The sequence below is a fragment of the Betaproteobacteria bacterium genome (genome assembly GCA_016791345.1).
Taxonomy (GTDB): domain Bacteria; phylum Pseudomonadota; class Gammaproteobacteria; order Burkholderiales; family JAEUMW01; genus JAEUMW01.
Genome location: JAEUMW010000247.1, coordinates 1 through 3,745, shown reverse-complemented (window position 1 = coordinate 3,745; position 3,745 = coordinate 1). Strand labels below are relative to the sequence as shown.

The window sequence follows — 3,745 nt, the reverse complement described above, 5'->3', positions numbered from 1 at the left end:
TGAGCATGGCGCTGGAGCGCTGCCCCGAGGTGACGGCCGCCTTCGTCGAGCTGGGCCACGAGATCGCCTGCCACGGCTGGCGCTGGATCCATTATCAGAGCATGGACGAGGCGACCGAGCGCGAGCACATGCGCCTCGGTGTCGACATCATCCGCCGGCTCACCGGCAAGGCACCGGAAGGCTGGTACACGGGTCGCGACAGTCCGAACACACGCCGGCTCGTGGTCGAGCACGGTGGCTTCGTCTACGATGCCGACTACTACGGTGACGAGCTGCCGTTCTGGACGCGCGTGGAGACCTCGGACGGACGCGCTGTGCCGCATCTGGTGGTGCCCTATACCCTGGATTCGAATGACATGCGCTTTGCCACACCGCAGGGTTTCAACACCGGTGAGCAGTTCCTGCAATACCTGAAGGACAGTTTCGACGTGCTATACGCGGAGGGCGCAGAGCAGCCGAAGATGCTTTCGGTGGGCATGCACTGCCGGTTGCTGGGGCGTCCGGGTCGCTTCGCCGCCCTGCAGCGCTTTCTCGATCACATCGAACGCCACGAGCGGGTCTGGGTCTGCCGTCGCATCGACATCGCACGGCACTGGGCAGCGCACCACCCGTACCCAGGCTAGGAGCGCGGCGCCCGCGGATGGATGCTCATGTCGGGTAACGCTTCCAGCGTGCGCAATGCCGCGCTCGCGCTCGCGCTGCTGTCGCTGATCTGGGGCTACAACTTCGTGGTGATGAAGCGGGTGATGGCGTACGTCGACCCCTTCCAGTTCTCTGCGATGCGCACGGTCCTGGGGGCGGCCACGCTGTTCCTGGTGCTCGTCTGGCTGCGCAGGCCGCTGCGCCCGGTGGCCGTCGGCCCGACACTCGTGCTCGGTCTCCTGCAGACCGCTGCCTTCACGGCGCTCCTGCAGTGGGCGCTGGTGAGCGGAGCGGCGGGCAAGACAGCCGTACTGGTCTATACCATGCCGTTCTGGCTGATGCTGTTCGCGTGGGTGGCGCTGGGTGAACGTGTGCGTGGCTTGCAGTGGTTGGCGGTGACCGCGGCCGCATGCGGCCTGTTGTTCATCCTCGAACCCTGGACGGCGCAGGGTCGCCCGCTGGCCAGCGCGCTTGCCCTTCTGAGCGGCGCGATCTGGGCGGCCAGCGCAGTGCTCGTGAAGCGTCTGCGTGCCCGCGTCCAGCTCGATCTGCTGTCGCTCACCGCGTGGCAGATGCTCTTCGGCTCACTGCTGCTCGTCCTCGTCGCCCTGATCGTACCGGCCAACCGGCCGCTCGAGATGAACGCCTACTTCTTCGGTGCGCTTGCCTTCAACGCGATCTGCGGCACCGGGCTCGCCTGGGTGCTGTGGCTCTACGTCCTCGACAAGTTGTCGGCGGGCGTCGCCGGGCTGTCGTCTCTCGCGGTGCCCGCGGTCGGCGTGCTGTCGGCATGGATCGAACTCGGCGAGCGGCCGAGCACCGCCGAGACGGTGGGAATGCTCCTCATCGCGGGCGCCCTGGGTTTGCTCTCGGTCGTTGCGATCGCGCGCAATCGGTGTGTGGACGACGCCGCGGCGCGGCGGTGATCGTGCCGCGCGGGTATACGTCCGGAAGTCTCATGCGCGCGGGCGTTTTTCCGTTCGGTGCCTCTGCGGCGAACTGCCACCGTGCCAAGCCGGCGGGTCGTTTGCCCGCCCCTTGATCCGAATGGCATCATGGGGAAGACGGAGATCCAATCATGAACGTGACCGATGCCGAGTGGCGCACACGCGTCGACCTCGCTGCCTGTTATCGCCTGGTCGCGCGCAACGGCTGGGACGACCTCATCTACACGCATATCTCGGCCACGGTGCCGGACGCGCCGGGCCAGTACCTCATCAATCCCTTCGGCCTGGCCTTCGACGAAGTGCGCGCGTCAAACCTGGTGAAGGTGGACGTGCGCGGTCGCATCGTCGATGAGTCTCCCTACAAGGTGAATCCGACCGGGTTCACCATACACGGCGCCGTGCACGCGGCGCGGCCGGACGCGAACTGCGTGATGCATCTGCACACGACGGCGGGCATCGCGGTGTCGATGCTGCGCTGTGGTCTGCTGCCGCTGTCGCAGCACGCCATGCGCTTCCACGGGAACATCGCGTATCACCATTACGAGGGCGTGGCGCTCGACCCCGCCGAAGAGCAGTGCCTGATCGCCGATCTGGGTTCGCACAAGGCGATGATCCTGCACAACCACGGCGTGCTCACCTGCGGTGCGACGATCGCCGAGGCATACGTCCTGATGGCAACGCTGGAAAAGGCGTGCGTCACGCAGCTCGCCGCGATGGCTGCATCCAGCGAACTGATCGTGCCGGCGGATGCCGTGCTCGATCTGGCGGTGTCCCAGCTCATCGACGACAGCACGCCGGAGGGCGAGCTGGAATGGCCGTCCCTGCGGCGCAGCGTCGAGCGCGAGGATCCGAGTTTCGCCACCTGACAGGACATCACCCGAAGGAGTGCCTCCAATGCCGACATTTCACATCGAACTCTTCGAAGGACGCACCGTGGAGCAGAAGCGCGAACTCGTCGCCGCGCTCACCAGCGAAACCTGCCGTGTCCTGAACGTCGAGCCTGCCAGCGTCGACATCATCATCCACGACGTCAAACGCGAGAACTGGGCGACTGCCGGGACGCTGTGGTCGGACAAGCCGACCTGACGCGCTTTTCTCCTGCGCCCTGCGTCGTCCGCCGTCGTACTGCTGTCACACAGCGCTCTGAAGGTCACAAACCGTGACCGCATCCGCTGCCCCACCGGGCTTGCGGTCACAAATTTGTGACCGCACCTCAACAGCAGCCGTGTTCGGCCGGGGCAAACGATGAAGTGATTACCGGGCTTCGGCCAGCTTCACGGACCCTATGGCATAAGTTCGCTCGCCCCCACACGCAGGGGTCTGCCCTGGGGCACCGTGGACCCTCATCCCCGGAGCCCCGGGTGCGGTAAGCTTACGCTACGGGTACTCGGCCCCGCGGCCTTGCATCCGTCATTCTGCCCATTCCAAGAAGCTTGTCTCCAGATGGCGCGAACCAAGACGACTAACAATTCCGCCGCGACCGTCGGCTTCGAAGCCAAGCTCTGGGCCGCGGCAGACGCGCTGCGCAACAACATGGATGCGGCCGAGTACAAGCACGTCGTGCTCGGCCTCATCTTCCTCAAGTACATCTCCGACGCCTTCGAGGCCATGCACGCCGAGCTTGCGGCTCAGAAGGCCGAGGGCGCCGACTCCGAGGACCCGGACGAGTATCGGGCGGCAAGCATCTTCTGGGTGCCGAAGGAGGCACGCTGGTAGCACCTCAAAGCGAGCGCGCCGCAGCCGACCATCGGCACGCTGGTCGACGACGCGATGGCCGCCATCGAGCGTGACAACCCGACCCTCAAGGCCGTGCTACCGAAAGACTACGCGCGGCCCGGGCTCGACAAGCAGCGCCTCGGGCAGATCATCAACCTCGTCTCCGACATCGCGCTCGGCGACAGCGCCTCCAAGTCGAAGGACACGCTCGGCCGCGTCTACGAGTATTTCCTCGCCCAGTTCGCGAGCGCCGAAGGCAAGAAGGGCGGGCAGTTCTACACGCCGGCGTCCATCGTCAAGACACTGGTCGCGGTGCTCGCGCCGCATCACGGCAAGGTGTACGACCCCTGCTGCGGCTCGGGCGGCATGTTCGTGCAGAGCGAAAAGTTCATCGAGGCGCACGCGGGCAAGCTCGGCGACATCTCGATCTACGGGCAGGA

General features: G+C 65.9%; 4 protein-coding genes and 1 pseudogene. All 5 read left to right on the top strand.

Going from position 1 to position 3,745, the window contains the following annotated elements:
- A partial coding sequence (locus tag JNK68_09670; protein ID MBL8540624.1) for a polysaccharide deacetylase family protein occupies positions 1–623 on the top strand: 623 nt, incomplete at its 5' end.
- A gap of 27 nt (positions 624–650) precedes the next feature.
- The gene (locus JNK68_09665) at positions 651–1,568 is read left to right on the top strand and encodes an EamA family transporter (GenBank protein MBL8540623.1); all 918 of its coding nucleotides are present in this window, start codon (positions 651–653) and stop codon (positions 1,566–1,568) included.
- Positions 1,569–1,720: 152 nt separating this feature from the next.
- The gene (locus JNK68_09660; GenBank protein ID MBL8540622.1) at positions 1,721–2,455 is read left to right on the top strand and encodes a class II aldolase/adducin family protein; all 735 of its coding nucleotides are present in this window, start codon (positions 1,721–1,723) and stop codon (positions 2,453–2,455) included.
- A 28-nt stretch (positions 2,456–2,483) separates the two neighbouring features.
- The gene (locus JNK68_09655) at positions 2,484–2,675 is read left to right on the top strand and encodes a 4-oxalocrotonate tautomerase (protein ID MBL8540621.1); all 192 of its coding nucleotides are present in this window, start codon (positions 2,484–2,486) and stop codon (positions 2,673–2,675) included.
- Positions 2,676–3,032: 357 nt separating this feature from the next.
- A pseudogene (locus JNK68_09650) lies at positions 3,033–3,745 on the top strand (SAM-dependent DNA methyltransferase).

Excerpts from the sequence above, each read along its gene's own strand:
- JNK68_09665 (MBL8540623.1), top strand. The coding sequence starts at position 651 with ATGTCGGGTAACGCTTCCAGCGTGCGCAATGCCGCGCTCGCGCTCGCG.
- JNK68_09660 (MBL8540622.1), top strand. The coding sequence starts at position 1,721 with ATGAACGTGACCGATGCCGAGTGGCGCACACGCGTCGACCTCGCTGCC.
- JNK68_09655 (MBL8540621.1), top strand. The coding sequence starts at position 2,484 with ATGCCGACATTTCACATCGAACTCTTCGAAGGACGCACCGTGGAGCAG.